Genomic DNA, 26,142 nt, shown 5'->3' with positions numbered 1-26,142 from the left:
CTCTCAGATCATTTCGGGATGGCCCAAGTGGCGGGCCTTGCCCGTCTCGCGCAGCCACCGCCGCTCGTGCTCGCCCGTCTCGCTCGCGGGACTGGCGGTCATCTCCAGCGCACCGACGTGGCCGACCAGTTCGTCGCCCGGTTCGATCACGAGCTTCTCGTAGTGGGGAGGCCACCTCAGCATCAGCTTGCGGCCACAGGTCGGGCACGCCCATTCCTCGTAGCCGGACTCCTCGGTTCTGACCATCCGCATCTCATGCACTCTGCGCAAGACGGCCCTCCTCACCGCTGGTCCCACGCCGCGGTGATCTCGGCGAGGTCCCGGTCTCCGGTACGCCTACCGTCATAGCCCTTGACAGCGTCTTTAAACGGCTTTGCCCCCTCTGACCTGCCCGGATGCCGTGTCGGGAGGTTCAGGGCCCGGATCGGCGGGTCAGGGCGGCATGGACTGCGGCACCGATCTCGGCGACGGCCTCGGCGGGACGGCTGGCGAACGACCCCCACCCGAGGAAGCCGTGGTCCAGACCCGTTCCGGTGATCAAGGTGACCGGTACTCCCGCCGTCCGCAGCCGCGCCGCGTGCTCCTCGGCCTGCGGGCGCAGCCGATCGTATTCCGCCGTCGCGATCAACGCCGGGGGGAGGCCGCCGGGATCAGGGTCCAGCAGCGGCGACACGTCCGGGCGGGCGCGGTCGACGCCGCGCAGGTAGACCTCCAGGACGCTCCTTACCTCGGGCGGGGGAAGGACCAGCCCGTCGGGGTCGGGCAGGTCGGGCGGCTCCTCCCGCAAATCGAGCGCCGGATAGAGCAGCACCTGCAGGCTCGGCCGGGCCGGTCCCGCTGCCCGCAGGAGGGACGCGGCGGTCGCGGCGAGCTGCGCGCCCGCGCTGTCGCCCGCCACACCGAGGCGGGCAGGGTCGAGCCCGAGCCTGGCGGTGTGGGACGCGGCCCAGCGGACGGCGGCGACGGCGTCGTCCAGTGCCGCCGGGAAACGATGCTCGGGCGGCCTGCGGTAGCCGATCGACAACCAGCCGACGCCGCTCGCCAACGCGAGCGCCCGCACCACGGGGTCGTAGCTGTCCACATCGCCCAGTGCCCAACCGCCGCCGTGGAAGTACACCAGCCCGGGGACCGGCCCGTCGCCGGCGGGACGGTACAGGCGGGCGGGCAGGGGCCCGGACGGGCCGTCCACGGTCAGATCTTCGACCACGCCGACGGGCGGGCGGGGGCTGCGTGCGAGGTCGGCGGCGTGCTCGCGGCGCGCGTCCTCGATCGTGTGGTCCCGCCCCGGTGCCATGGTCGCCGCGGAGCCGGCGGCCAGACGGCGGCGCATGTAGGCGAGGTACTCGGGATCGCGGCCCATGGCACCCCCGTGACGGCCGGGTGGACGTTCCTCAGCCTACGGCGCCCGGAAAACCCGGTGGAGGTCACGGCGAGGTGCCGATACCCTCACCTGGTGTTCGGATCTGTAGCGAACGCGGTCCTGGGGACCGCCCACGCCGCCTACATCCGGCCGCGTGCGCGCCGTCCGGCCCTGGACCGCCCAGTGCGCGCTGACGCCTGACCCTCCGCCGGGCCCCATACCCGCCGGAACGCCGCGCCGCTACGGGCGCGGCACCACGAATGCCTCCACGTGAGTGGATCATCACACCGTGGCGTGCGTTCCGCGGCCACCGGCGGACGCCACGACTCGTGACGGCCGGCGTCACGGGCTGGCATCGATGGTGAGGACCTAGGAAGTCTCGGCGGAGATGTCTGAGGTGTGCGCGGCCCGGGATCGCCTACGCACCGGCGCGGGTGCGGCACTAGGGCTCGGGTGATGTCGAGTGGTCAGGCCAAGGTGAGGAAGAGCTTCTCCAGTTGGGCTCGGTCGACGGCGGCCTGGGCCGGGTCGTCGCCCTGGATGACGCACTGCTCCAGACCGGTGGCGATAATCTTGAATCCGGCTCGATTCAGGGCCCGGGACACCGCAGCGAGCTGGTTGATCACGTCCTTGCAGTCGCGCTCGTTCTCGATCATCTGGATCACGCCGCCGAGCTGGCCCTGCGCGCGCTTGAGTCGCAGGATGACGTCGGCCAGTGAATCTCGCTCCAGCTCCATGGGACCTCCTCCCCGATTACCCCCTAGGGTATCTCGCCCGGCCGTCTGCGGCACCCGGTCAAGGCCTCCCGGCCTGCGGACCCGCGGCCACATTGGATACCCCCTAGGGTATTTGCCGATCGTGCCGATCGCGAGCTAACCTGATGATAGGGAGATACCCCCCGGGGTATCTGTACACGAGGAGGGGCACGTTGATCGAGATCGTTTCCATTGACACGCCCACCCTGGGCGACCGCGGGTACCTGGTCACCGACGCTCGGGTGGCGTTCGTGGTGGATCCGCAGCGCGACATCGACCGGGTCCTGGACCTGGCGGCCGCGCGAGGCGTCACCGTCACCGACGTGTTCGAGACCCACATCCACAACGACTACGTGACCGGCGGGCTCGCGCTCGCACGGGCGACCGGGGCCACCTACCACGTCAACGCCGCGGACCCGGTCGCGTTCGACCACCACCGGGTGGACGATGGTGACGTCATCGAGATCGGCGAGGAGATGCGCCTCCGGGCGATCGCCACGCCCGGCCACACCTTCACCCACCTGTCGTATGTGCTGGAGGCGCCGGGCCGTGCTCCCGCCGTGTTCACCGGTGGGTCCCTGCTGTACGGGTCGACCGGCAGGCCCGACCTGCTCGGCCCGGACCACACCGACGCGCTCGCGCGCGCCCAGTACGCCTCGGCGCACCGGCTGGCGCGCGAGCTTCCCGAGGAGGCGGAGATCTTCCCCACGCACGGGTTCGGCAGCTTCTGCTCCGCCACGCAGTCGCAGGCCACCGCGTCCACCCTCGGCGAGGAGAAGAGCGCGAACCCGGTACTGACCCTGCAGGAGCACGAGTACGTCGAGACGCTGCTGGCCGGGCTCGACGCCTACCCGGCGTACTACGCCCACATGGGCCCGGCCAACACCGCCGGCCCGGACGCCCCGGACCTGTCCGAGCCGCGCCGCGCCGGCGCCGCGGAGATCCGCGACCGGATCGACGCCGGCGAATGGGTGGTGGACCTGCGCACCCGCACGGCCTTCGCGGCCGGGCACACGGCCGGCGCCCTCAACTTCGGGCTCGACGGCGCCTTCGCCACCTACCTCGGCTGGCTCATCCCCTGGGGGACCCCGGTGACCCTGCTGGGCGAGACGGCCCAGGACGTCACCACCGCCCAGCGGGAACTGGTCCGCATCGGCATCGACCGGCCCGCCGCTGCCTCCACCGGCGGCCCGCACGACTGGTCGACCGGCGCGCCGAAGACCCTGCCGACGGCGACGTTCGCCGACCTGGCGTCCGTCCGCCACCACCGCCCCGTCGTGGTCCTGGACGTGCGCCGCGACCAGGAGTGGGCCAGCTCCCGGATCGACGGCGCCGTGCACGTTCCCCTGCACGACCTGCTCCGGCGCCTGGACGACGTCCCGCCGGGAGAGGTCTGGGTGCACTGCCAGAGCGGCTACCGGGCGTCCATCGCCGCCTCGATCCTGGCCGCCGCCGGACGGCACGTCGTGGCGATCGACCAGGACTATCGCGCCGACTCCCTCACCTGCCTCCCCATCATCGCGGCCGCCTGACACCAAGGAGACCTCAGATGCCCTTCACCCCTGCACAGCTCGACGCCACGGCACTCCGTGAGCGGCTGGCGCTGCCCGATCCGCCGCGGCTGCTGGACGTGCGCACACCCGCCGAGTTCGCCTCCGTGCACATCCCCGGCTCGTACAACGTCCCGCTCGACCTGCTGCGCGAGCACCGGGACGAACTCGGCCGCCACCTCGGCGAGGTCGTGCTGGTCTGCCGCGGCGGCGCCCGCGCGGCCCACGCCGAACGCGCCCTGAGCGAAGCCGGGCTGGCCAACGTGCACGTCCTGGACGGCGGCATCACCGCCTGGCAGGCGTCGGGCGCCCCGGTGAACCGCGGCCGCGCCGCTTGGGACCTGGAACGCCAGGTCCGACTGGTCGCGGGCGCCCTGGTCCTGGCCGGGGTCCTCGGCGGCCTCGTCGTGCCCGTCCTGCGCTGGCTGGCCGCCGCGATCGGCGCCGGGCTGACCATCGCCGCGCTGACCAACACCTGCACGATGGGGATGCTGCTGGAGCGTCTGCCCTTCAACCGGGGACCGGTGTGCGGCACCGACGTCATCGAGCGCCTCATCCGCGACGGGGGCCCTGGATGACCCTCGTCCTGACTCTCGCCGCGGCGGTCGCCGTCGGCGTCACGCTGGGCCTGCTGGGAGGCGGCGGGTCGATCCTGACCGTCCCCATCCTGGTCTATCTGGCGGGTGCCGCCCCGGAACCGGCGATCGCGATGTCCCTGTTCGTCGTCGGCGCGACCAGCGCGATCAGTGTGCTCCCGCACGCACGCGCGGGTGGCGTGCGCTGGCGCACCGGCCTGCTGTTCGGCGCCGCCGGCATGGCGGGCGCCTACCTGGGCGGACGCCTCGCGGCGTTCCTGCCCGCCGCAGTTCTGCTGGCGGCATTCGCCGTCATGATGGCGATCACCGCGATCGGCATGCTGTGCCGCGGCCCCCGCGCTTGCGACCAGCCCCCCGATGACGCCCCGCGCCCGCGCCCGATCGTTCGGACCCTGCTCACCGGCGCCGCGGTCGGGCTGGTCACCGGCCTGATCGGGGCGGGCGGCGGGTTCCTGATCGTGCCCGCGCTGGTCCTTCTGGGCGGGCTGGCGCTGCCCGCCGCCATCGGCACCTCGCTCCTGGTCATCTCCGCGAACTCATTCGCCGGCCTGGCCGGACACCTGCAGAACGTCCACCTCGACTGGCGCCTCACCCTCGCGGTCACCGCAGCCGCCGTGGCCGGAAGCCTCGCCGGCTCCCAGCTCACCGGCCGCGTCGACCCCGACCGGCTCCGGCAGATCTTCGGCTGGTTCATCGTGGCCATGGCGCTGTTCCTGCTCACCAAACAGATCCCCGACGGGCCGCGTCACGCGCTGCTGAGCACACCACCGGGCTGGGGGATCTTCGCCGTAACGCTGGCAGCCTCGCTCACCGGAGCATCGCTGTTGTGCCACACCCTCCGCCCTCGCCCTGAGCAGGGTCGCCCGGCCTAGGCCAAGAGCGCCCGGGCGCCCATCGTGCCATGACGCAACTCCCCGAATGCGCTACCGCCCCGACCAGCCGCAGTCGGCCAGCATGGCGGGTGGGGACACGTTCGGGAGAGGGTCACCCGCCCAGGTCGTGGAGGGAGACGTTGGGTCACGACGCGCTCAGCGCTTTACCAAGAACGCGAATGCGTGAGGGTACGGGACACCACACGCGACCACGGCTGAACAAGCCCTGGAGAACAAATACACCGGACGCGGCCGCACTTCCCACACACCGGAACACCCATGACATCCTCCTTCAAAGGGGGGTGCTTACCCATCCCTTTACCCGCCATTACCCGATTAACCGGAAACCCGCGTCCGTGCGCTTCGGTGTTGGGCAGGACTGCGGAGTCGCGATCGGGAAGGCGGTGAGCCAGGCGCTCCTCAGATGACGGCATCCGGAGACGACCGCTCAGCGCTCGGGGAGCAGCGTCCCGAGCGGGCCCAGATCGAGGTTGAGGTCGTGGTCGTCGAGGCCGAAGTGATCCTTGAGTTTGACCATCGCCTCGTCCAGCCGCATCAGTGCCAGGCCGAGCCGTTCGACCTGCTCGGCCGTGAGGTCGCCGCCCTCCGCGCGGCGCAGTGCCTGCCGCTCCATCAACTGGCGGATCAGCTCGACCAGGGTGAGGACGAGCTTCACCAGGTCGCGTTCCACCGTCTCGGGGTCGGTGCGCAGGCGCTGCGCCACCCGCGAGGAAGAAGACGGTCCGGGCCCGCGGGCAGACACGGCCCGGACCGGGCCATGGGGGGCCGCGCCGTCGCCGCGGCCGGCCAGGACATCGTCGGTGAACCGGTCCCCTTCCTGGGGGTCGCTTACCGACACCTCACCTGTGACGGGCTCTCGACGCGTCCGGCTCATGACTCCTCCTCGGGCAGGATCTCGTCGCGGATCGTGGTGATCAGAGCGCGCAGCGACACCTGCACGAGGTCGACGTCGGCGACCGAGATGACCAGGTCCCCCACGATGACGACGCCGCCCGCCAGCAGCCGGTCGAGCAGGTCGACCAGAGCGATGCGCTGCATCGGGGCGCCGCCGCCGGTGTCCAGGGCCGCCGTCACGGTGCCGTGTCGGGCGTCACGTCGGCGTCGATGAAGGAGTACGGCGGCCACGGCCCCGTCACCTCCAGCTCGACGCCCTCGATGTGGCCCGAGGCCGCGCGGGTCGCCGCGAGGAAGGCCGCCTCCCGCTCTTCGTCGAGCAGGTAGGCGACGTTGAGGATCTGTGTGCCCTCCCGTCCCGACAGCCGTGGGTCCTGCGGTGGATGGTGCCGTGAGGCGATGGCGTGCTCCGCGAGTTCGGCGTGCAGGCCGGCGGCCCGCTCGGCCATCCGGCGCCCCGCGTCCTCGCGGCGGCGGTGCTCGTCCTGACGGCGCCGCAGGTACGCCGTGCCGGACCCGGGCGGAGGGAACTGGGAGCCGGTGGGGGGCTCGGTTCTCGGCGCGAGCCCCCCACCGGGGCCTGTTCCGGCCGGCTCGGCGGGCGGCTCCGGGCTCGCGTACACCTTGACGCCCCACTCCGAGCGCCCGGCGATGCCGTCCAGCACCTCACCGAAACGGTCGCGCTGGGTCGCGAGGATCTCCGCGACCCGCGCGTCGTCGCGGTAGAGGGTCGCGATCCGCACCGGCGCGGTGGGCGCGGCGTGTGCCGCCCGGTCCACCACGTCGTGGTGGGCGCGGGCGGTCTCCTCCAGCCACGCCAGATTCTCCAGGTTGGCGCGCAGGGCGGCCTCGCCGTAGTCGTCCAGCCGGACGGTGCTGACCAGCGCGGTCAGCCCACCCGCGACGACGCCGCGGACGGCCGCGCCCGACACGCCCGAGGTGCCGCCGAGCGCGGCCGGGTCGAGCCCACGGGCCACCCCGTACAGGTAGACGGCGGTGCCGGTCATGAGCCGTCCTCCTCTCGTGAGGTCGCCTGGCCGGCTTCGAGCGCGGCGAGCCGCTCGCGCAGCAGCCGGTTCTCCTCCAGCAGCGCGCTCTCCGAGTCGCTCTCCGCCCGTCCGTCGACCTCGCCGTTCTTGTGTCGGGCGCGCGACGACAGCGACGGATCGTGTTCCCACCAGTCGATGCCCATCTCCTTGGCGCGGTCGACCGAGGCCACCAGCAGCCGCAGCTTGATCGTCAGCAGCTCGATGTCCAGCAGGTTCACCCGGACGTCCCCGACGATCACGATGCCCTTGTCGAGGATGCGTTCCAGCAGGTCGGCCAGGTTCGCCGACTGCTGGCCCGGCGGCCCGGACATCGATCGCGCCGGCGGCCGTCCGCCGGTCCAGGAGATATCGCTCAACGTTTCTCAGTCCCTCTCCACTCGTCCGCGGGGGTAGCGGCGGGCGCGGCGGTAGGCGACCAGCTCGCCGTCGGCGTCCACCTCGGTGTCGTAGACCGCGAGGATGTCGGCGGAGTCGGGGATGCGGTGGGTCTCCACCACCTCCACCGTGATGCGCCACCCCTCGCCGGCGCGCTCCACCCCCACGATGCTCTCGGCACTGCGGCCGGTCATCGCGGTGACGTGTTCGGCCGCGCGCTTGGCGGCCTCTGCCGCGGACATCATCACTGGTCTCCTCGCTACAGGCCCCGCGCGCGGCCCTCGTTGAGCCGGCGGATCAGGTCCTCTTCCCGCGCGGCGGCCTCCTCCTCGGTGATCTCACCGCTGGCCACCTCGTCGGCGACCTGCTGCATCTCGGCGGCGATCCGTCCCGGGTCGTACAGCTGCGCCTCCGCCTGCTCGGTGAGCACCCCCGCCATCCAGACGACGCCGCGGACGGGCGCCAGCGGCAGCGTGACCAGCCCGGTGAAGAAGCCCATCCGTTCACGCCTCCGGGACGAAGTCGTAGGGCGGCAGCGGTCCGATCAGCCGGATGCGGACGCGTTCGGAGTGCGCCTCGCCGAGCTTGTCCACAGCCCGCTCGAAGTCCGCGCGCCGCCCCTGATCGACCAGGAACGAGGCGTCCAGCACGTCCTCCTCGCGGGCGGGCGTCTTACGGACGAACGCCTCCGCGCCGGGTGCCGCGGCCTCCAGCAGCGCCTGCCCGTCGTGCTCGCGGCGGCGTTCCATCGCTCGGGCGATCAGCTCGCCGAGCCGGACACGGTCGTAGTAGACCGCGTCGGCGGCGTCGGCGGGGACCTCCCGCAGCCGCGCCGCCAGCTCGGCGACCTCCGGCTCATCCTGCATGATCTCGGCGAGTACCGCGTCCTGGACGTAGGTGGCCTTCACCCGCATCTCGACCCGGCCCTCCAGCTGGTCCAGGACCTGTCCGAGCCGCTCGGCGTTGCCGGCCAGCAGATCCTTCTCCACCGCCGCTCGGTCCGACAGCGCCGCGCCGAATCGGAACGGCACGACCGCGACCCCCGCGTCCAAGAGGGTGTTCAGCACCCGCTGGTGCGCGACCAGGTCCGCGCGCTCGCCGAGCGCGCGGCCCGCGGGCAGGTCGCTGATGACCGCGGCGCAACGGCCGCCGTCACCGGCCGCAGTCACAGGACGGTCGTCCAGGCCGGTGATACCGGAGGGGATTTCCGCTCCGGCGTGGATGACCCCGTACACGTACTGCGGGGTGGGGCCCTGGGGCTGCGGCGTCGTCATTCGTCGTCCTCCTTCTTGCGGGACGAGCGGCGTCGCGCGGGCTGCTTGCCCTCGTCCTCGTCCTCCTCGGAGTCGTCGGACGAGCCGAAGGTCTCCTTCAGCCGTTCCTGGGCACCTTCGAGGGCGCCCTTCGTCTTCTTCTTCGCGCCGGACTCCTGCATGCCCTCGACGAACTGCGGCAGCCCCTGGGAGGTGCCGTCGTGGGCGATGTCGAGCCGGTTGACCGCCTCGGCGAAGCGCAGGTAGGTATCCACGCTGGCCACGACGATCCGCACGTCGACGGTGAGGATCTCGATGCCTACCAGTGACACTCGGGCGTACAGGTCGATGACCAGACCTTTTTCAAGGATCAGGTCCACGACGTCAGCCAGGCTGCTGCCCGTGCCGCCGCGCTGGACGGTACTGCTGCCCGAGGTCTGCTGGGCGATCGGCCCAGTCATCTCATCCACTCCTTGGGGGGTTGGGGGTATTGATGTGGCTTGTGGGGATTTGATCGTTCCTTCGCCCCTGTACCCGCACTGATCTCGCTAAACGGGGCACCACGTTCCGGTCACCCGCGGGCATCAGGTCAGCGCTTGCGCGCCACCCGCCGCCCGACGACGACCGCGGCGCCGGCGGCCGCCACCACGGGGGCGGCCTTCAGGAGCCGGCGCAGCGTCATCAGCCGCGTGAGCATCGCGACACGTCCGGGCAGGGCCGTGACTTGCCCGCCGACCTTGGCGCCGGCCTGACCGGTCTTCTTTCCGACCTGGCCGGTCTTCTTTCCGACCTGCGTAGCGCTCTTCTGAGCGTTCCTCGGCGTGTCCTTGGCCGCATTTCCGGCCTGCTTCACGGTGGGGGGTTTCATGCTGCGTTCCTTCTATCTCGGGGATCGGCCTTCCACTGTCGGCCGCCTTTGCGGCCGCGTCCGCGCTGTACCCGACCCAGCGAGGACAAACCCGGGGGTTGGTCGGTGGGCAGGTAGCGGGCGCCGGCGCGTCCGGGTGTTGTGTCCAGGTCCAGGTCGTAGCGCAACGGTTGGAACCGTCTGGTGGGGTGTGCGGTGCGCCTGAGGACTGGATGGACCGCCCTCTCACTGCCGGCCTACGATCCCGGTAGAGTTAGCGAACAGTCATTCACAAACTGGAGGCGCGCATGACTCCCGACCGACCGTTCACCGCCTCGGTCTTCATCGCCACCAGCCTGGACGGGTACATCGCCCGCGCCGACGGGGACATCGAGTGGCTCACCAGCCGAGGAGAGCAAGCGAGCGACGCCGGCTACGAGGAGTTCGCCGCCGGCATCGACACGCTGGTGATGGGACGCGGCAGCTACGAGAAGGTCCTCACTTTCGGGGCGTGGCCCTACGCGGGAAAGCGGGTGGTCGTACTGAGCACCCGCCTTCCCGAGGACGCGGATCCGCGCATCACCGTCGTCCGTGACCTGGACGCGCTGGTGAAGGACCTTGCCGCCCACGGGGCGCGTCACGTCTACGCCGACGGCGGCCGGGTCGTCCAGGCGTTCCTGCGCGCGGGCCTGCTGGACGACCTGACGGTCACCACGATCCCGGTCCTGCTGGGCGGCGGCCTTCCGCTGTTCGGCGCCCTCGACCGGGACATCGACCTGGCGCACCGGTCGACCCGGGTCCTCGGCGCGGGCCTCGTCCAGTCCACCTATGCCATCGCACGCGGCTGAGTCACCGGAGGCGACTCCGGCGCATCACGGGTAGTAGCCCTCGACCGGCACGGCTGCCTCGTCGGGCAGCGCCGGGCCGTCCAGGCGAACGCCCAGGCCCGTCACCGGCGGCGGCTTCAGCGCGGCCAGTTGCTCGGCCGACAGCGCGAACACCACCCGGCCGAGCCCGGAGCGCTCGATCGCGCCCGCGCACATGCCGCAGGGCTGGCAGCTGGTGTACATCGTCGCCTCAGCGGCGGCCGCGGGATCGAGTTCGCGGCCCGCCCACCGCGCGAGCTTCAGCTCGGGGTGCGCGGTGATGTCGGAGTCGGTGACGCTGGAGTTGCGCTCCTCCACCAGGACGGCGCCGTCGCCGCCGACCAGCAGCGACCCGAACGGCGGATTCCCTCCCTCACGCGCCGAGATGGCCAGTTCCAAGGCCCTGCGTAGGAAACGCACATCGTCGTCGGTCATGGAGTCTCCGTCCGTCACGCCCCCGGCGACGCCGCCGGGACGACCATGATCCCTGGTGGCGTTCATACGGTCCACAACCGGCGCTTGCGGTAATGCGGCTCCCACGTCAGCCGGTTGTGCTCCCGGACGGCCTTCGGCAGGGCCGTCAGGAACCGGCTCCGCTCGATCGGCGCGATCCCGTCGACGATCCACGGAACGAACAGTGTCATCCAGGCTCCGCACTCGCGGCGGACCGAGTCGCCGAACCCGCGCCACTCCTCCGACCCCAGCACCGACTCCGCCAGCGGCAGCGCGCTCATCTCCTCATGGCGCAGATGCATCTCCAGCCCGGCCCCGAGTCCCCGGACGGCGTCCACCAGATCCCCGCCGTCCTCCAGCGCCGCGTCGACCGCCACGAGCAGCGGCTCGATCCCGGTGTGCTCGGCCTCCATCTCCGCGAGCACACCCAACTCGGCGCGCCGGCCCTGCACCGCCCGTGCGACACGGGGCCACAGCAGGGTGTCCTCCACCTGGTGGTGCAGGTGAAGCTGCTCCTTGAAGTTCTCCCAGCCGGCACGGACGTGCGGGGCTCGGGCCTTGCCCGCCGCCGCGGCCGCCGCGAGCCGCTCCAGATCACGGCGGAGGGCGTCGTGCGCCGCGTGGACGACGGCGAGACGGTCCGTCCGCTGCGGCAGGGGCGCGAAAGTCTCCATACCTTGAAGAGGGGCACGACGCCCCCGATGTGACGTCGGCGGCGAAACCGAGACGTACCTCACAGGCCGCCCGGTGTCGGGTTGGCGCCGGTACGGGCGATGGCGGCTTCGATACCGTCCAGGACCAGCGCGAGCCCTCCGTCGAACGCCTCGCGGGCCGCCTGCTCCAGATAGGGGACGGTCTCGTCCGCCGCCTCGGGCGGGGGCCCCTCGGTGTCCAGCCACACGGTCGTGGGGAACCGGTCGGCGAAGTCGGGGACGAGGTTCTGAAGGACCCCCGTGCGGGAGTACCACCACTCCTCCTCCGACTTCCCCGTCGCCCGCACTGCCTGCCGTGACTCGGCCACGGTCTGCGCGGAGCCGCGCACCACGCTCGACAGCGTCGACACCGCACGCCGCACGTCGGGCGCGCCGAGGCCCGTCTTGGACAGGACGTTCAGGAGCGTTTCCAGGGCCCGGTACTCGTTCGGCCCGAGTACCGGACGCGCCTGGGAGACCTGCAGCATCCACGGGTGGCGCAGGTAGAAGGCCCAGGAGTCCTCCGCCCAGGACATGATCGCCGCCCGCCAGCCCGCGCCCGGGTCGTACGCGGCGGGCAACTCGGCGAGCGCCCGGTCATACATCAGGTCGACCAGCTCGTTCTTGCCTGGGACGTAGGTGTACAAGGCCATCGCCGTTCGTCCGAGGCGCTCCCCGACCGCGCGCATGGACAGCGCCCCCATTCCCTCGGCGTCGGCGACGGCGATGGCGGCGACCACGATCGCGTCCACGGTCAGGCCCGGTTTTGGGCCGGGACCGGACGGCCGCTCCCCCGGACGCCACAGCAGGTCCATCGTGCGACGGGCGTCGCCCTGCCCGGCGAAGACGACCAACTTGCAACTCCTTATGCCGTAAACTAACGTTCCTCCAGCTCATCTCTTTACAGCCTAAGCCATACGCAGCCGAAGGAACGTGATGACCCAGCCAGCGCCGGCCCCCCGGACGGCCGCCGACAGTCACGACGTCATCGAGGTCCGCGGGGCCAGGGAGAACAACCTCTCCGACATCGACCTGGACCTCCCCAAACGTCGCCTCACCGTGTTCACCGGCGTGTCGGGATCGGGCAAGTCGTCCCTGGTGTTCGCGACGATCGCGGCCGAGTCGCAGCGCCTGATCAACGAGACCTACACCGCGTTCATCCAGTCGTTCATGCCGAATCTCGGCCGTCCCGACGTCGACTCGCTGCGCAACCTGAGTGCGGCGATCATCGTCGACCAGGAGCGGATGGGCGCCAACTCGCGCTCCACCGTCGGGACGGCGACCGACGCGCACACGATGCTGCGGATCGTCTTCAGCCGGCTCGGCGAGCCGCACGTCGGCACCTCCACGGCGTTCAGTTTCAACAACGCCGAGGGCATGTGCCCCGAGTGCGAGGGCCTCGGCCGGGCCACCCAGATCGACATCGACGAACTCGTCGACCGGGACCTGTCGCTGAACGAGGGCGCCGTCACCGTCCCGAACTTCGCGGTCGACTCCTGGTACTGGAAGGTCCTCGCGGGGTCCGGCTTCGTGGACCCGGACGTCAAGCTCCGCGACTACACCGACGAGCAGTGGAACGACTTCCTCTACAGGCCGGCCACAAAGATCAAGAACAGTGGCATCAACACCACCTACGAGGGCTTGGTGGTCAAGGTGCAACGGCTCTACCTCGGCAAGGACAAGGAATCCCTCCAGCCCCACATCCGCGCGTTCGTCGACCGCGCCGTCGCCTTCAGCATCTGCCGCGCGTGCGACGGCACCCGGCTGGCGCCCGCCGCGCTGGACAGCAAGGTCGGCGGTCTCAACATCGCCGAGTGCTCGGCCATGCAGATCAGCGACCTCGCCGAATTCGTCCGCGGCATCGACGACCCGTCCGTCGCGCCGGTGCTGGCGACGCTGCACGACACCCTGGAGGCCCTCGTCGAGATCGGCCTGGGCTATCTGAGCCTGGACCGGGAGTCCACCAGCCTGTCGGGCGGCGAGGCGCAACGGGTGAAGATGGTCCGGCACCTGGGCTCCAGCCTCACCGACGTCACCTACGTCTTCGACGAGCCGACGATCGGACTGCACCCGCACGACATCCGGCGGATGAACAACCTGCTGCTTCGGCTGCGGGACAAGGGCAACACCGTCCTGGTCGTCGAGCACAAACCCGAGACGATCGAGATCGCCGACCATGTCGTGGACCTCGGTCCCGGCGCGGGCGCGGCGGGCGGCCAGGTGTGCTTCACCGGCGACGTCTCGGGGCTCCGCTCGTCCGGCACCCTGACCGGCCGCCACCTCGACCACCGCGCCCGACTGCGCGAGCGGGTCCGCGAGCCCGCCGGGCACCTGGCGATCGAGGGCGCGAACCTGCACAACCTCAAGAACGTGGACGTCGAGATCCCGCTCGGCGTGCTGACCGTCGTCACCGGCGTCGCCGGGTCCGGCAAGAGCTCGCTGATCCACGGATCGCTGCCCGGACGCGAGGGCGTCGTGGTCGTCGACCAGTCCGCGATCCGCGGCTCCCGGCGCAGCAATCCCGCCACCTACACCGGCCTGCTCGACCCGGTCCGGACGGCCTTCGCCAAGGCCAACGGCGTCAAGGCCGCCCTGTTCAGCGCCAACTCCGCGGGCGCATGCCCCGCCTGCAAGGGCATCGGCGTCATCTACACCGACCTCGCGATGATGGCCGGGGTCGCCTCGGTCTGCGAGGAGTGCGAGGGCAAGCGCTTCACATCCGAGGTGCTCACCTACAAGCTGCGCGGCAAGGACATCAGCGAGGTGCTGGCGATGCCGGTCGCCGAGGCACGCGCGTTCTTCACCGGCGGCCAGGCCCGCGCCGTCCTGGACCGGCTGGCGGACGTCGGCCTCGGCTACCTCGGCCTCGGTCAGCCGCTCACCACGCTGTCCGGCGGCGAGCGGCAGCGGCTCAAGCTGGCCATCCACATGGCGGAGAAGGCCGCGACCTACGTGCTGGACGAGCCGACCACGGGCCTGCACCTCGCCGACGTCGACCAACTCCTCGCCCTGCTCGACCGGCTCGTGGACGGCGGCAACACCGTCATCGTCATCGAGCACCACCAGGCCGTCATGGCGCACGCCGACTGGATCATCGACCTCGGGCCCGGCGCGGGCCACGACGGCGGCGAGGTCGTGTTCACCGGCACCCCCGCCGACCTGGTGGCCAAGGGCGACACCCTCACCGCCCACCACCTGCGCGAATACGTCGCCTGACCGGCCACCCTGGCTCGTCTGGCCGGGCGCTCCACCCGGTCAGACGAGCCAGGCGCCGTCGCGCATCAGGTCGCGCCCCGCCAGCTCGTTCACCTCGCGCCACGCCTGAAGCCTGTCCGGGCGTACGCGGAAATAGGTGTAGGAGATCGTCTGCGCGCGGGGGTCGAACCCGGTCTTGGCCGCGAAGGCGACGCCGAGGTCCTCGGAGATCTCCTCGTCCGGGACCGGCTCGGCCGTACCCTCGATGAGGACGACGTCACGGGTCCGCCCCACCCCGAGCCGCACCTTGCCGGACGACCGCAGGTTCCGTCCGGTCGGGGTGCCGCCCGGCGTGGCGATCAGCAGGGTCGCTCCCTCCCAGAAGAACGACAGCGGCACCATGTACGGCGTCCCGCTCGCGGGATCGGCCGTGGTCACCCAGGCATCGACGTCGTTCTCCAGCCGGTCGAGCACATCCTGCTTGCGCTGCTCGGCCGTCCGTGCGGGCGGGGTCATCTGCGTCAGCCTCCTGATCGTCTTCGTCCGTCACCAGGATGGCCCATCGGGGTGGCCCCCTGTGATGGAGCCCCTTCACTAGGTCGTTGGACGTCCTAGAAGCCGGGCATCATGGGAACATGCGCGATCCCTCCGGACGGCTGCTGCGGCTGCTGTCCCTGCTGCAGACCCCGCGCGAGTGGTCGGGTACCGAACTCGCCGAGCGCCTGGACGTCACCACCCGTACCATCCGCCGCGACGTCGACCGGCTGCGCGAGCTCGGCTACCCCGTCCACGCCACGCACGGCAACACCGGCGGCTATCGGCTGACCGCGGGGACGGCGATGCCACCGCTGCTGCTGGACGACGACGAGGCGATCGCCATCGTGCTCGGCCTGCGCACCGCAGCCACCATCGCCGTCGAGGACACCTCACTGCGCGCCCTGGCCAAGCTGGAGCAGGTCCTCCCCCATCGCCTTCGACACCGCGTGGCCGCGCTGTCCCAGGCGGCGGTCGCGTTGCCGCCGCAGGACCGTGGCGTCCCGCCGGCCGATCCCGACCTCCTCGCCGCCCTCGCCGCCGCCTGCGTGATCCACGAGCAGGTCCGCTTCGCCTACACCCGCGCGGACGGCGAGGCCACTCGGCGCCTGGTACAGCCGCACCGGCTGGTGGCCGCCGGCCGGCGCTGGTACCTGGTCGCCTATGACGAGGATCGCGCGGACTGGCGCACCTTTCGCGTCGACCGGATCTCCGCACCGCACCGTACGGGTGTCCGCGTCCCGCCCCGCGAGCTTCCGGGCGGGATGGACGCGGTGTCGTGGGCGATGGACTCCCTGGCCGGGGGCTCCGGTACGATCCGCGCCCGGCTGCGCCTGCACGTCCCCCTGGCCGAGGCCTCCGAACATGTCACCGCCTGGCAGGGCTTCCTGGAACCCCTCGACGACCGCTCGTGCCTGCTGCACACCCAGTCGGACTCGATGCACTTCCTGGCCTACCGGATCACGCTGCTGACCGTCGACTACACCCTCCTCGACCCGCCCGAACTGGCCGAGCACCTGGCCGCCATCGCGCACCGGGCGACCCGCGCCATCGAGTCCTTCACCTGTTGAGGATCTCCTGTAAGCGAGGCAGGTCGATGGCGTCCGCCGAAGTAGCCCGCCGTCGGCGAGCCCGACCGTCTGCACGCGGTCAGCGAAGGGAACTGTCGCCGAGCGATTCCAGGAGCGTGCGCAGAAGCCCCGCCAGCAGGTCGCGGTCGTCCGGGTCCAGGGAGTCCAGCAGGCGCGCCTCGTTGGCGGTGTGCAAGCCGACGACCTCGTCCACCAGCGACAACCCGTGCGGGGTCAGGCGGATGCGCACCGATCGGCGGTCCGAGGCGTCGCGGACGCGCTCGACCAGCCCGCGGGCCTCCATCCGGTCGATCCGATTGGTGATGGCTCCGGAGGTGACCATCGCGGCCTTCAGCAGCGCCCCGGCGGTCAGCTCGTAGGGCGCACCGGCGCGGCGCAAGGTGGCCAGGACGTCGAACTCCCAGTTCTCCAGACCCTGCCGGGCGAAGAAGTCCTTGAGCTCGCGGTTCAGGACGAGCTGCAGCCGTGAGATCCGGCCGATGACGCCCATCGGCCACACGTCAAGGTCGGGCCGTTCGCGCCCCCACTGGGCCAGGATCTCGTCCACCGCGTCGGCCATCCCCACCTCCCCATTAGCTCAATGTTGAGATTATCAACCGGCGGGGACCTGCGGGCGACAACCACGATAGGCGGTGCAATTACGGCCCTCCCGCCGGTGCTCCCCTCCGGCAGGCGCTTCGCGAGGCGCCCCACTGGGACTGGCAAGCCACCCCCTGATCCCATCGTCGTGCCCCTGGCATCGTCACGACAGGGGCACCAGGCCGGTGTAGTCGGCGTCCCCGTGGTCCTCGACACCGTCGGGCAGAATCCCTGGTACGTCTGAGCAGGGCGAACTCGGGTTCGGCAGGCCGGTGAGCCGGTGTTCACCAGCTGATTCCGGCCGCCACCGGCAGGTGGTCGCTGCCGGTAGCCGGCAGTACCCACGAGCTCTTCAGTTCCACGCCGCGGACCAGGATCTCGTCGGCGCGCACCACTGGGAAGGACGCCGGCCAGGTGAAGCCGAAGCCGTTCCCGGCCGCCTTCTGGGCCGGGTGCATCTTCGAGGTGATGTCGTTGAACGCGCGATCGTCCATGGTGCCGTTCAGGTCGCCGAGCAACACGACCTGCTTGTTCTTCTCGGCGGCGATGGCCTTGCCGAGCGCCTGCACACCTATGTTCCGCGAGCCCGTCCAAAAGCCCGCTCTGGGATTCACCCGTACGGACCCCAGGTGGGCCACGTACACCGCCAGTGGCCCGTGGTCCGTGGCCACCACGCTCCGCAGCGCCCTGTTCGGGCCCATCCTTGTCTTAGCCCGTATGGTTCCCGCCAGCGGCCCGTAGTTCGTGATGTCGATCGGCTGGGCGTCCGACAGCGGCAGCTTGCTCCACAGCCCGACCGTGCCCAGCACCGAGTGGTACGGGTACGCCTTCGCCAGTTCGTTCTCGTACGTGGCCCTGGCCTCCTGGGTCAGTTCCTCTAGTGCCAGCACGTCCGTTCCGGAGGTGGCCAGGTCGCGGGCGGTGCCGACCGGGTCGGTGTTGGCGGCGCCGACGTTGTGGCTGGCCATGGTGAGGTCGGCACCCGGGCGGGACTTGTCGCTGAGCACCTCGCCGAAGAGGTACACCCACACCACGACAGGCAGCAGCAGCGCGGCCACCGCGGAGGCGGAGCGGCGCCACAGCGCCCCGGCCAGCAGCACCGGAATGCCGAGACCGAACCATGGCAGGAAGGTCTCCACCAGGCTGCCGAGGTTCCCGGGCCAGTTCGGGATCTTCGCGTGCAGCAGCATGAACAGGCCCAGCAGCGGCGCCAGCGCTGCGAGCACAAGGCCACGCCTCCAGGGCTCCGGTCGAGAGGTGACCAGGATCGCTCGGCGGACGCCCGTGCGCCAGCGGCCGGCACCGCCCTGTCCGGACTCTGCCCTGTCCACCAGATCCTGTGCTTGCATACTGTCAGTCACTTCCGCATCCTGGGGTCCTGGGTGGGGTCGGCGTACATGCGCGGGCAGCCGTGATCGATCGCCTCGCGGCGCAGTTCGTAGTGCCAGGACTCGTTCCTGTAGATCTGACACAGCCCGTACTCGGCCCCGTGTGTCGACAGCCACGCCGTGGCATCGGAATGCCCAATGTCCACCGCTTCTCCTTTCACGTGAAGTGAGGTCTCCGCAGTCGAGACCCATCGAGCGGCCTCTTGCTCGGAGCCGTACTTGGAAACCGCTTCGCGCAGAAGCTGATTCTGGTATGCCGGAGACCGCCAGCCGCTGTTGACGTAGAATTTGATGTTGTCATTCGCGGCGTCCAGCGCGGCCTGGCGAAGAGCCTTGAGAAGGTCGGTATCAAGGTTGGTCACGGCCGGAATCGCTTCGGCGAAAACTGTGACACCCTCGGGTACGACACCGTCGGCCTCACCAAGCGGACCACGGTGTTCACTGCGAGGTCCCTTCTTTCCGGGCGCATCACGTTGGACATTGCGCGGAACTTTCGACGACGATGCGGTGGGGAAAGAATGCGACGCGGCCGAGGAATGCGGGGAACTCCTTGACTGATAGCCAAGGACCGCACTGATCACCACGATGACGAACACTAGGCCGATGCCGAGAATCCGGCAAACTCTACGGGATGCTTTACGTGTCGAGGCCGGTATTTGGTGCATGATGCCAGTCAAGACAGCGCGAAGTTGCCAGCACGTATGAAATTTTCGATACGCAGACGATATACGCCGACCCATAGCATCGATGGCATGCGTCTGTTGATCGCCGAGGACGAACCCTGGATCAGCGCGCCCCCCCGGCGCCGGCTACCGCATCGACACGCAACCGGAGGCCGGACGCGAGGGAGGAGACCGTGGATAGAGCGCCTGGGCTGAGCGTTCGCCTCAAGTTCACGCTCAGCTACGCCGGATTCCTCGTCCTCGCCGGCGCCCTGCCGCTCGCGGCAGCGTGGATCTTCATCCTGCGCCACCTGCCCAAGTACACGGGTGTCGACGGAGGTGTGCTGATCCGCTCGACCCTCCTGCACGACTTCGCCTCGGCCTCGGCCGCGGTGCTGGTCGTCCTGCTGATGGTCGGCCTCGGTGGCGGATGGGTGCTCGCCGGCCGGATGCTCGCCCCGCTGACCCGCATCACCGACGCCACCCGCATGGCCACGAACGGGTCACTCTCTCACCGAATCCGGCTACCGGGCCGCAAGGACGAGTTCCGTGAACTCTCCGACGTCTTCGACGGGATGCTCGAACGGCTCGAAGTGCACGTCGCAGAACAGCGGAGATTCGCGGCCAACGCCTCGCACGAGTTGCGCACCCCGCTGGCGATCTCGAAGGCGCTTCTCGACGTGGCCCGCACCGATCCGGAACACTGCACCGGCGAAGTCATCGAACGTCTCCACACCGTCAACACCCGGGCGATCGACCTTATCGAAGCATTGCTCCTGCTCAGCCGTGCCGACCAGCGGTCCTTCACCCGGGAACACGTCGACCTGTCCCTTCTGGCGGAAGAGGCCACCGAGACGCTCCTCCCCCTGGCGGAAAAACGCGGCGTCACCATCGAGACTTCTGGTGACATCACCCCCACCATCGGATCGCAAGCGCTCCTGCTGCAGCTGACCGTAAATCTCCTGCAGAACGCGATCGTCCACAATCTGCCTGGCCAGGGCACCGTATGGCTGAATACACGCGTCTGTCCCAAGACCGTGGTACTCACTGTCGAGAACACCGGCGAGAAGCTCACCCCGCAGCTGGTTTCGACGCTCACCGAACCCTTCCAGCGTGGCACCGAGCGCATACACACCGACTACGCAGGCGTCGGCCTCGGCCTGGCGATCGTCAAGACCATCACCGAGGCACACGACGGAAAGCTCACACTCACCCCGCGCTCTGCCGGCGGGATCCGCATCACCGTGGAACTACCCGTGGTAGCCGCACACCTGTGAAGAGCAGGGAATCACACCGCCGTCGTCGCCGCCTGGGCGAGGCCATCGCCGCGGGTCAGACGACAATCCGGTGGACTCTAGGCGATTGCCACCGGAGCTCCTCGCAGGCCGGGGGCCAAGGCGAAGGTGACCATGACGGACGCCGCCGCCAGCACCGCGATGGCCGTCGAGGGGGAGGTCACCTCGGCGACAGCGCCCGCGATGGCCGCGCACACGCCCTGCATCGCGAGCATTCCGGAGCCGTGCAGACCGAGCGCGTGCCCGCTCAGCTCGTCCGGCGTCAGGGCCATCAACCTGTCCTGCAGCAGCAGCGTCGCCGAGTACCCCACGGTGGCGAGGGTGACGGCCGCGACCGCGATCGGGAGCGCCGGTTGGAAGACGAAGAGCAGGTGCGGGGCCGCCAGCAGCAGCCGCAGCGGGGCATCGAGCCTCCTGCGCCAGCTCTGCGGGACGAACCGCCCGGTCAGGGTGTCCCCCGCCAGCATCCCGAACGCGGCGAAGGCGAACAGCACTCCCGCGTGATCGGGTGCGTAGGGGACGTAGAGGGACTCGCAGCCGACGATCAGCCCGTTGGGCACCCACAGGGCGAGATAGACGTAGCGGCGGGGCCTGGACGACCACAGTCGCGCGTTGTTCCGCCAGGTGTCCGCGGCCGACAGGCGGCCGGCCGCGCGCGGGCGGCGGCGGGTGAGGCCAAGGCGAGCGACTGCTGCGGCGACCAGATACAGGACCGCGCCCGCGAGCAGCGTGCCACGTGCCGACAGGGTGGCCACGAGCACGCCGCCGACCGCGAACCCGAGGATCTGCATGGCGCCGACCGACATGTTGAGCACCGAGCGGCCGAGCAGGTAGCCGTCCCGCGCGAGCATCTCGTTGAGCAGCCCGTAGCGCACCCCGCCGCCGAGCGACGCCGTCACCCCGAGGACCAGCAGGATGGCGAACACCCCCCACACCGGCATCCCGGGGATGGCCTGCGCTGCGGTGCCGAGACCGAACAGCAGCGCCAGGCCGCTCAGCGCGGCGCGCGGGGGAAGCCGGTCGGCCGCGGCCAGCAGCGTGGTCGCGCCGATCAGCTGGGCGAGCGAGGGGCCGAACATGGCCAGCGACGACAGCAGCGGCGACCCCGTCAAGGAGTAGACCATCGTGCCAAGGGCCAACCCGCTCACCGTCTGCGCCGCGACCTGCGCGGCGGAGGTGAGGAAGAGCGATGTGAACTCAGGCGTCCGGAAGAGTTCCCGATACGTGCGCATGGCCGGAGTCTCCGGGCCACCGTCGCGCGGCCGGTAGAGTTTCGCGGGGGTGCGAAACCATGGGGTGGTGGGACCTCAGCGCGGACACACTCGTCGGGAGCCGGTTCCTGGTGTCCCCGCTGGCCGAGACGATCGCGACATTGAAGATGCTGGAGCGGGGGACGGCGGCGCATCCGGCCGAACGTTCCTGGCTCGACCTGCACCTGCCCGCCTATCGGAAACGGTTGGCCGGCGACCCCCTCACGGCCCTGACCATACGGTCCGCTCTGGGACGCACCTGGAACGCGGACTACCTCACTCCCCCGCCTACCCACGGGGGCGAGGCCACCTTCGCTGAGGAGGTGCGGACCGTCCGGGAGGCGTCCCCCGGCGGCGCCCGCGAGGATCTGACCGTGTCACTCGGCGGCCCGCTGCCGGCTGAACTGCACCGCGACGACCTTCCCGAACGCACCGCCGGACTGTTGGAGTGGGTGTGGACCCACGCCGTCCTCCCCGATTGGACGCGGCGCCGGCGCATCATCGAGGCGGACGTCGTCGCCCGCACCGCACAGCTGAGCCGGGGCGGCTGGGCCGAGGCGCTGGATGGACTGCGGCCCGGCATGCGCTGGCTCGGCGGAAGCCGGCTGCAGGTCAACACCCACGACTACCCGCCGCGCCGGATCTCGGGGGCACGGCTGATGTTCGTCCCGGTGACTCCACGCCACGGATGGGTCTCCTGGGACGAGACATGGCGGCGGTTCGCCATCGTCTACCCGTGTTCGGGCACGCTCGCCGAGGTGGGCGCCCCGGTGCCGGAGGCGCTCGGCAGGCTGCTCGGGACCTCGCGGGCGGGCGTGCTCGTCCTGCTGGAGACTCCGAAGAGCACCACGCAACTGGTCGCGCTCACCGGCCAGGGACTCGGCTCGGTGGGACGCCACCTGAGGGTCCTGCTCGACGCGCGGCTGATCGAGCGACGCCGCGCCGGGCGGTCGGTGCTCTACTACCGCACGACCGCCGGCGAGATCCTGGTGGCGGCCCAGCACGACAACTGATGGTCGGTGCCGGTCGTCATCGGCCAGATCAAGGACGTCCAGGTGACGCAGATCACCTTGCCTTCACACTAGGTGTGAAGGTTCCAGCATGGCCGCATGTCGACCGTCGCGGCGGCGGGCCGCGCCACCCGGCCGGCGATGCCGTGGCCGCGGCTCATGGCCCTGTTCACCGCGGCGTTCACCGCCGTGATGACCGAGTTGCTGCCGCGGATGAGCGAGGCCCTGGACGTGCCGGAAGGCCGGGTCGGCTTCCTCGTGACCGGCTACGCCACCGCGTCCTTCGCCGCCGCGATCCCGGTCACCGCCGCGCTGCGCGGGCTGTCCCGCCGTCCTGTGCTGATCGGGACACTCGCCGGGTTCGCGGTGTGCAACGCCGTGACGGCCGTGTCCTCGTCCTACGTCCTGACGTTCGGCGCTCGGCTGTTGGCCGGCGTCATGGGCGGGACACTGTGGGCGATGCTCGTCGGGTACGCGGCGCGAATGGTGCCCGCCGAGCGGCGCGGCCGCGCCATCGCGGTGGTGCTGGCGGGCATCACCGTCGCGCTGTCCCTGGGCATCCCCGCCGGGACGGCCGTCGCCTCCGCCCTCGGCTGGCGCGCCACCTTTGCTCTGCTGGCCGCCCTCGGCATCGTGCCCGCCGGCTGGGTCAGGTGGAAGGTCCCGAACTTTCCCGGCGAGCCGCCCACCGAACGGACGCCGTTGCGCCGCGTCGCCACACTGCCCGGTATCCGCTCCGTCCTGTTGGTCACCCTGCTGTTGTTGCTGGGCCATCAGGTCATGTACACCTACATGGCGCCGTTCGCCGACCAGGCCGGCTTCGGACGTGCCGGACTCGTCCTGCTGGTCTTCGGGCTGTCGACGGTCGGAGGGGTCTGGCTCACCGGCGTCCTCATCGACCGGCTTCTCCGGACGACCCTGGTATGCGCGCTGCTCCTGCTCGCGGCCTCCATGCTCACCTTGGGGCTGGCCGGTGATGTGCCCGCCGTCCTGCTGGCCACCGTCGCGGTCTGGGGCGTCGCGTTCGGCGGCGCGCCGACACTGATCCAGACCGCGCTGGTGAACGCCTCGGGGACGGTCGACGCCGATGTCGCCACATCCATGCAGACGACCGTCTACAACGCGGGGATCGCGGGCGGCTCGCTTCTCGGCGGCGTTCTGCTGGAGGGCACCGGCTCCGACGCCCTGCCCTGGACGGCGCTGCCGCTCGTCGCCGCGTCCCTGGCCGTCGTGATCACCGCGCGTCGCCACGCGTTCCCATGACGGATGACCGAAGTCGTCCAGCGGGGAAGGCGGCCCAGCGGGCATGCCGTCGAACGGCCCTCGACCAGCAGACGCAACCGTCCGGCAAGGACGCGCTCGTACCGAGCGATTGTCCAGATCTCCTTCCCAAGGAGCCTCCTCGTGTGGGTGACTTGACGTTTTCCTCAGGACATGCGATTCTGAATGCGGGATCAAGGTTGACAGTACATTTATGAGTGGACATCTGTCTGCGCTGTGCTTTATGCTGCCCCTTCGCGCTCGCCTTGGTATCCCACTCTTCCGTACCGGCTGTGATGCCGTCTGGCGTGCGCGTGCTCAGTCCGCCGCGAGCCCTCGGAAGGACACCTGTTGGCAGCCTCGCTCAACGCCTCCGCCGTATCCGCTGGTCCCCGTCGCGTCTCTTTCGCGCGCATCCAGGAGCATCTCGAAGTTCCTGACCTTCTCGCCGTGCAGACCGAGTCCTTCGACTGGCTGCTCGGGAACGACAGGTGGCAGGCCCGGGTCGATGAGGCACGTCAGGCCGGAGGCGGAAACGTCCCGGACGAGTCGGGCCTCGAAGAGATCTTCGAAGAGATCAGCCCGATCGAGGACTTCTCCGGGACCATGTCCCTCTCGTTCCGCGATCACCGGTTCGAGCCGCCCAAGTACTCCGTCGAGGAGTGCAACGACAAGGACATGACCTACTCCGCCCCGATGTTCGTCACGGCGGAGTTCATCAACAACACCACCGGTGAGATCAAGAGTCAGACGGTCTTCATGGGCGACTTCCCGCTCATGACCCCCAAGGGCACCTTCATCGTCAACGGCACTGAGCGTGTCGTGGTCTCGCAACTGGTCCGTTCGCCCGGCGTCTACTTCGACCGCAACCTGGACAAGACGTCCGACAAGGACATCTATAGCTGCCGGGTCATCCCGTCGCGGGGTGCCTGGCTTGAGTTCGAGATCGACAAGCGCGACAACGTCGGTGTGCGTATCGACCGCAAGCGCAAGCAGCCGGTGACGGTGTTGCTGAAGGCGCTGGGGTGGGACGAGGCGCGTATCCGTGAGCGTTTCGGGTCGTATGAGTCGATCAACGTCACGCTGGAGAAGGACCACACCTCCGGTCAGGACGATGCGCTGCTGGACATCTACCGCAAGCTGCGGCCGGGTGAGCCGCCGACCCGTGAGTCGGCGCAGACCCTGCTGGAGAACCTGTACTTCAATCCCAAGCGGTACGACGTCGCCAAGGTCGGCCGATACAAGATCAACAAGAAGCTCGGTCTCGACCTGGACATGAACCAGGGCACGCTGACCGAGGACGACATCGTCTCCACGATCGAGTACCTCGTCCGCCTGCACGCCGGCCAACAGGAGAGCTCTGTCGGCGGTGCCCCTGTGCCGATCGAGGTCGATGACATCGACCACTTCGGCAACCGGCGTCTGCGCACGGTGGGTGAGCTGATCCAGAACCAGGTCCGGTTGGGTCTGGCGCGGATGGAGCGGGTCGTCCGGGAGCGGATGACCACTCAGGACGTCGAGGCGATCACGCCGCAGACCCTGATCAACATCCGGCCGGTCGTGGCCTCCATCAAGGAGTTCTTCGGCACCAGCCAGCTGTCCCAGTTCATGCAGCAGAGCAACCCGCTGGACGGGTTGACGCACAAGCGTCGCCTGTCGGCGCTGGGTCCGGGTGGTCTGTCGCGTGAGCGGGCGGGCATGGAGGTCCGGGACGTGCACCCGTCCCACTACGGCCGGATGTGCCCGATCGAGACGCCCGAGGGTCCCAACATCGGGCTGATCGGGTCGTTGGCGGCGTTCGGGCGGGTCAACCCGTTCGGGTTCGTGGAGACCCCGTACCGCAAGGTCACCGACGGTGTGGTGACCGAGCAGATCGACTACCTCACCGCCGACGAGGAGGACCGCTACGTCATCGCGCAGGCCAACTCGGCATTGGCGGATGACGGCTCGTTCATCGAGTCCCGCGTGCTCATCCGCAAGAAGGGCGGCGAGGTCGAGTTGGTGGGCCCGCGTGATGTCCAGTACATGGATGTCTCGGCGCGGCAGATGACCTCGGTGGCCACGGCGATGATCCCGTTCTTGGAGCACGATGACGCCAACCGGGCGTTGATGGGTTCCAACATGCAGCGGCAGTCGGTGCCGTTGCTGCGCAGCGAGGCGCCGCTGGTGGGGACCGGTATGGAGTACCGGGCCGCGACCGATGCCGGTGATGTGATCACTGCGGACAAGGCCGGTGTGGTGGAGGAGGTGTCGGCTGACTACGTCACGGTGATGAACGATGACGGCACCCGCAAC

At 70.1% G+C, this 26,142-nt stretch carries 30 protein-coding genes; 10 read left to right on the top strand and 20 right to left on the bottom strand.

All coding sequences use genetic code 11. The features are described 5' to 3' along the window. Positions 1 to 3: 3 nt before the first annotated feature. The 3 genes from AMA02S_RS29775 to AMA02S_RS29765 form a co-directional block, all read right to left on the bottom strand. Positions 4 to 270: a hypothetical protein gene (locus AMA02S_RS29775; protein WP_169806916.1), complete on the bottom strand. Its 267-nt coding sequence runs from the start codon at positions 268 to 270 to the stop codon at positions 4 to 6. A 142-nt stretch (positions 271 to 412) separates the two neighbouring features. Next, the gene (locus tag AMA02S_RS29770; protein ID WP_067464705.1) at positions 413 to 1,360 is read right to left on the bottom strand and encodes an alpha/beta hydrolase; all 948 of its coding nucleotides are present in this window, start codon (positions 1,358 to 1,360) and stop codon (positions 413 to 415) included. 467 nt (positions 1,361 to 1,827) lie between these two features. Continuing rightward, entirely contained in the window at positions 1,828 to 2,097 is a 270-nt protein-coding gene (locus AMA02S_RS29765; RefSeq protein ID WP_067464703.1) for a metal-sensitive transcriptional regulator, read from the bottom strand. A gap of 191 nt (positions 2,098 to 2,288) precedes the next feature. On the opposite strand from AMA02S_RS29765, the gene AMA02S_RS29760 reads away from it, so the two are divergent. Genes AMA02S_RS29760 through AMA02S_RS29750 form a run of 3 tightly spaced genes read left to right on the top strand, consistent with a single transcriptional unit; the run spans position 2,289 to position 5,133 of the window. Then, positions 2,289 to 3,647, top strand: coding sequence for an MBL fold metallo-hydrolase (locus AMA02S_RS29760; protein WP_067464701.1), 1,359 nt, complete (start codon positions 2,289 to 2,291; stop codon positions 3,645 to 3,647). A 17-nt stretch (positions 3,648 to 3,664) separates the two neighbouring features. Continuing rightward, positions 3,665 to 4,243: a rhodanese-like domain-containing protein gene (locus AMA02S_RS29755; RefSeq protein ID WP_067464700.1), complete on the top strand. Its 579-nt coding sequence runs from the start codon at positions 3,665 to 3,667 to the stop codon at positions 4,241 to 4,243. Next, a complete protein-coding gene (locus tag AMA02S_RS29750; RefSeq protein ID WP_067464699.1) occupies positions 4,240 to 5,133 on the top strand; it encodes a sulfite exporter TauE/SafE family protein in 894 nt (297 codons plus the stop codon). The genes AMA02S_RS29755 and AMA02S_RS29750 overlap by 4 nt, the downstream gene beginning before the upstream one ends. Before the next feature lie 448 nt (positions 5,134 to 5,581). Here the strand turns inward: AMA02S_RS29750 and AMA02S_RS29745 are convergent, their stop codons facing one another. The 9 genes from AMA02S_RS29745 to AMA02S_RS29705 all read right to left on the bottom strand — a co-directional run bounded on the left by AMA02S_RS29745 (position 5,582) and on the right by AMA02S_RS29705 (position 9,593). Next, a complete protein-coding gene (locus tag AMA02S_RS29745) occupies positions 5,582 to 6,028 on the bottom strand; it encodes a gas vesicle protein K (RefSeq protein WP_084265732.1) in 447 nt (148 codons plus the stop codon). Continuing rightward, positions 6,025 to 6,228: a gas vesicle protein gene (locus AMA02S_RS29740; protein WP_067464695.1), complete on the bottom strand. Its 204-nt coding sequence runs from the start codon at positions 6,226 to 6,228 to the stop codon at positions 6,025 to 6,027. Before AMA02S_RS29740 ends, AMA02S_RS29745 begins: the two co-directional genes overlap by 4 nt. Further along, a complete protein-coding gene (locus AMA02S_RS29735) occupies positions 6,225 to 7,055 on the bottom strand; it encodes a GvpL/GvpF family gas vesicle protein (protein ID WP_067464691.1) in 831 nt (276 codons plus the stop codon). The genes AMA02S_RS29740 and AMA02S_RS29735 overlap by 4 nt, the downstream gene beginning before the upstream one ends. Then, positions 7,052 to 7,453, bottom strand: coding sequence for a gas vesicle protein (locus tag AMA02S_RS29730; RefSeq protein WP_439951616.1), 402 nt, complete (start codon positions 7,451 to 7,453; stop codon positions 7,052 to 7,054). Before AMA02S_RS29730 ends, AMA02S_RS29735 begins: the two co-directional genes overlap by 4 nt. Positions 7,454 to 7,459: 6 nt before the next feature. Continuing rightward, positions 7,460 to 7,717, bottom strand: coding sequence for a gas vesicle protein GvpO (gene gvpO / locus AMA02S_RS29725; RefSeq protein WP_067464689.1), 258 nt, complete (start codon positions 7,715 to 7,717; stop codon positions 7,460 to 7,462). A 14-nt stretch (positions 7,718 to 7,731) separates the two neighbouring features. Next, positions 7,732 to 7,971 carry a gas vesicle protein GvpG gene (locus AMA02S_RS29720; RefSeq protein WP_067464684.1) on the bottom strand — a complete coding sequence of 80 codons (240 nt, stop codon included), beginning with the start codon at positions 7,969 to 7,971 and terminating at the stop codon, positions 7,732 to 7,734. 4 nt (positions 7,972 to 7,975) lie between these two features. Continuing rightward, positions 7,976 to 8,746 carry a GvpL/GvpF family gas vesicle protein gene (locus tag AMA02S_RS29715; protein WP_067464681.1) on the bottom strand — a complete coding sequence of 257 codons (771 nt, stop codon included), beginning with the start codon at positions 8,744 to 8,746 and terminating at the stop codon, positions 7,976 to 7,978. Next, positions 8,743 to 9,186, bottom strand: a complete 444-nt coding sequence (gene gvpJ, locus AMA02S_RS29710; protein WP_067464679.1) for a gas vesicle protein GvpJ — start codon at positions 9,184 to 9,186, stop codon at positions 8,743 to 8,745. Before gvpJ ends, AMA02S_RS29715 begins: the two co-directional genes overlap by 4 nt. Positions 9,187 to 9,314: 128 nt before the next feature. Further along, positions 9,315 to 9,593 carry a hypothetical protein gene (locus AMA02S_RS29705; RefSeq protein WP_067464672.1) on the bottom strand — a complete coding sequence of 93 codons (279 nt, stop codon included), beginning with the start codon at positions 9,591 to 9,593 and terminating at the stop codon, positions 9,315 to 9,317. Between the two features lie 287 nt (positions 9,594 to 9,880). Between AMA02S_RS29705 and AMA02S_RS29700 the strand changes: the two genes are divergently transcribed. Further along, on the top strand, positions 9,881 to 10,420 hold the full coding sequence (locus AMA02S_RS29700) for a dihydrofolate reductase family protein (protein WP_067464670.1): 540 nt from the start codon (positions 9,881 to 9,883) through the stop codon (positions 10,418 to 10,420). A gap of 24 nt (positions 10,421 to 10,444) precedes the next feature. Here AMA02S_RS29700 and AMA02S_RS29695 read toward each other — a convergent pair whose 3' ends face one another. From AMA02S_RS29695 to AMA02S_RS29685, 3 genes are all read right to left on the bottom strand, one after another. Beyond that, positions 10,445 to 10,873 carry a nucleoside deaminase gene (locus tag AMA02S_RS29695; protein WP_067465558.1) on the bottom strand — a complete coding sequence of 143 codons (429 nt, stop codon included), beginning with the start codon at positions 10,871 to 10,873 and terminating at the stop codon, positions 10,445 to 10,447. 62 nt (positions 10,874 to 10,935) lie between these two features. Then, entirely contained in the window at positions 10,936 to 11,565 is a 630-nt protein-coding gene (locus AMA02S_RS29690; protein WP_067464668.1) for a hemerythrin domain-containing protein, read from the bottom strand. A 59-nt stretch (positions 11,566 to 11,624) separates the two neighbouring features. Then, entirely contained in the window at positions 11,625 to 12,437 is an 813-nt protein-coding gene (locus AMA02S_RS29685) for a TetR/AcrR family transcriptional regulator C-terminal domain-containing protein (protein WP_067464666.1), read from the bottom strand. Positions 12,438 to 12,519: 82 nt separating this feature from the next. Between AMA02S_RS29685 and AMA02S_RS29680 the strand changes: the two genes are divergently transcribed. Next, positions 12,520 to 14,799 (top strand): ATP-binding cassette domain-containing protein, encoded by a 2,280-nt coding sequence (locus tag AMA02S_RS29680; RefSeq protein ID WP_067464664.1) that lies wholly within the window; start codon positions 12,520 to 12,522, stop codon positions 14,797 to 14,799. Between the two features lie 39 nt (positions 14,800 to 14,838). On the opposite strand, the gene AMA02S_RS29675 is transcribed toward AMA02S_RS29680, so the two are convergent. Further along, on the bottom strand, positions 14,839 to 15,294 hold the full coding sequence (locus AMA02S_RS29675) for a pyridoxamine 5'-phosphate oxidase family protein (protein WP_067464660.1): 456 nt from the start codon (positions 15,292 to 15,294) through the stop codon (positions 14,839 to 14,841). A 119-nt stretch (positions 15,295 to 15,413) separates the two neighbouring features. On the opposite strand from AMA02S_RS29675, the gene AMA02S_RS29670 reads away from it, so the two are divergent. Further along, entirely contained in the window at positions 15,414 to 16,382 is a 969-nt protein-coding gene (locus tag AMA02S_RS29670; RefSeq protein WP_067464656.1) for a helix-turn-helix transcriptional regulator, read from the top strand. A 79-nt stretch (positions 16,383 to 16,461) separates the two neighbouring features. Here AMA02S_RS29670 and AMA02S_RS29665 read toward each other — a convergent pair whose 3' ends face one another. From AMA02S_RS29665 to AMA02S_RS29655, 3 genes are all read right to left on the bottom strand, one after another. Further along, positions 16,462 to 16,962, bottom strand: coding sequence for a MarR family winged helix-turn-helix transcriptional regulator (locus AMA02S_RS29665; RefSeq protein ID WP_067464654.1), 501 nt, complete (start codon positions 16,960 to 16,962; stop codon positions 16,462 to 16,464). 304 nt (positions 16,963 to 17,266) lie between these two features. Next, positions 17,267 to 18,343 (bottom strand): endonuclease/exonuclease/phosphatase family protein, encoded by a 1,077-nt coding sequence (locus AMA02S_RS29660; RefSeq protein WP_157430903.1) that lies wholly within the window; start codon positions 18,341 to 18,343, stop codon positions 17,267 to 17,269. Next, positions 18,340 to 18,966, bottom strand: a complete 627-nt coding sequence (locus AMA02S_RS29655) for a M15 family metallopeptidase (RefSeq protein WP_067464652.1) — start codon at positions 18,964 to 18,966, stop codon at positions 18,340 to 18,342. Before AMA02S_RS29655 ends, AMA02S_RS29660 begins: the two co-directional genes overlap by 4 nt. Positions 18,967 to 19,373: 407 nt before the next feature. On the opposite strand from AMA02S_RS29655, the gene AMA02S_RS29650 reads away from it, so the two are divergent. Beyond that, entirely contained in the window at positions 19,374 to 20,309 is a 936-nt protein-coding gene (locus AMA02S_RS29650) for a sensor histidine kinase (RefSeq protein WP_281181934.1), read from the top strand. Between the two features lie 77 nt (positions 20,310 to 20,386). Here the strand turns inward: AMA02S_RS29650 and AMA02S_RS29645 are convergent, their stop codons facing one another. Further along, positions 20,387 to 21,559 (bottom strand): MFS transporter, encoded by a 1,173-nt coding sequence (locus AMA02S_RS29645; RefSeq protein ID WP_067464648.1) that lies wholly within the window; start codon positions 21,557 to 21,559, stop codon positions 20,387 to 20,389. A 59-nt stretch (positions 21,560 to 21,618) separates the two neighbouring features. Between AMA02S_RS29645 and AMA02S_RS29640 the strand changes: the two genes are divergently transcribed. From AMA02S_RS29640 to AMA02S_RS29630, 3 genes are all read left to right on the top strand, one after another. Then, positions 21,619 to 22,590, top strand: coding sequence for a helix-turn-helix domain-containing protein (locus tag AMA02S_RS29640; RefSeq protein WP_067464646.1), 972 nt, complete (start codon positions 21,619 to 21,621; stop codon positions 22,588 to 22,590). 96 nt (positions 22,591 to 22,686) lie between these two features. After that, on the top strand, positions 22,687 to 23,850 hold the full coding sequence (locus tag AMA02S_RS29635; RefSeq protein WP_067464644.1) for an MFS transporter: 1,164 nt from the start codon (positions 22,687 to 22,689) through the stop codon (positions 23,848 to 23,850). Positions 23,851 to 24,198: 348 nt separating this feature from the next. Further along, positions 24,199 to 26,142: RNA polymerDNA-directed RNA polymerase subunit B (locus tag AMA02S_RS29630; protein WP_501162065.1), on the top strand; the 1,944-nt coding region annotated here is incomplete at its 3' end.

Source organism: Actinomadura macra NBRC 14102 (assembly GCF_001552215.1).
Lineage (GTDB): Bacteria > Actinomycetota > Actinomycetes > Streptosporangiales > Streptosporangiaceae > Spirillospora > Spirillospora macra.
This window is presented reverse-complemented; position numbering and strand designations above follow the sequence as displayed.